This window comes from Oxobacter pfennigii (assembly GCF_001317355.1).
GTDB lineage: Bacteria > Bacillota > Clostridia > Clostridiales > Oxobacteraceae > Oxobacter > Oxobacter pfennigii.
This window is the reverse complement of sequence record NZ_LKET01000044.1, coordinates 1-630: the sequence shown is the minus strand read 5'-3', so window position 1 is coordinate 630 and position 630 is coordinate 1. Positions and strand designations below refer to the sequence as shown.

At 35.1% G+C, this 630-nt stretch carries 2 protein-coding genes; one reads left to right on the top strand and one right to left on the bottom strand.

All coding sequences use genetic code 11. The annotated features are described in order from the left end of the window. On the top strand, positions 1–247 hold a 247-nt coding region (locus OXPF_RS16815), incomplete at its 5' end, for an integrase core domain-containing protein (protein ID WP_152967761.1). 9 nt (positions 248–256) lie between these two features. Here OXPF_RS16815 and OXPF_RS23720 read toward each other — a convergent pair. Continuing rightward, complete coding sequence (locus tag OXPF_RS23720; RefSeq protein WP_479724485.1) at positions 257–469, bottom strand: hypothetical protein; 213 nt, start codon at positions 467–469, stop codon at positions 257–259. Positions 470–630 lie beyond the last annotated feature (161 nt).

Sequence of the window (630 nt, the reverse complement as noted above, 5' to 3'; positions counted from 1 at the left end):
TTGCAGTTCAATTGATATACAACAAAGTATGAGCAAGGCTGGATGTCCATATGATAATGCACCCATGGAACGATATTTTAATACCTTGAAAAATGAATTAATATATCATCACTATTATCATAATGATGGAGAGCTTAATGAATCTGTAAATTATTTTTCATATGTTTGGTATAACCATGTAAGACCGCATTCATTTAATGAAGGATTGACACCCTTTGAAGCTAGGTATAAAAGTTTTAAATATTAGGTCAAGGTGTTACAAAAAAGCTTGACCACTGCAATCTGCTCCATTCTGGTCTTTAATGCTAATCAGTTTACCCCAGGTATCATAAGTATAACTTACAACCTGAGTACCATTCTTATTAAACAGTCCTGTTATATCTCCCTGGCCGTTTCGTATATAATAATATTCTACCCCATTTGAGTTGATGGATGCAAGTTTACCGGCACTGTCGTAGGTATAGTATATGCCCTTCCGTCGTTATACAGATACCTGTTGTATAGTAACTGTAAAATAAGAAAGTGTATATAAAAAAAGCAAAAACTATAGTAAAATATAGTTTCTGCCTTCATTTGCAGGATTCCTGAACCCCCGGGCTCCAGGGGAGATAATCTTCAAGGAATTCCGGA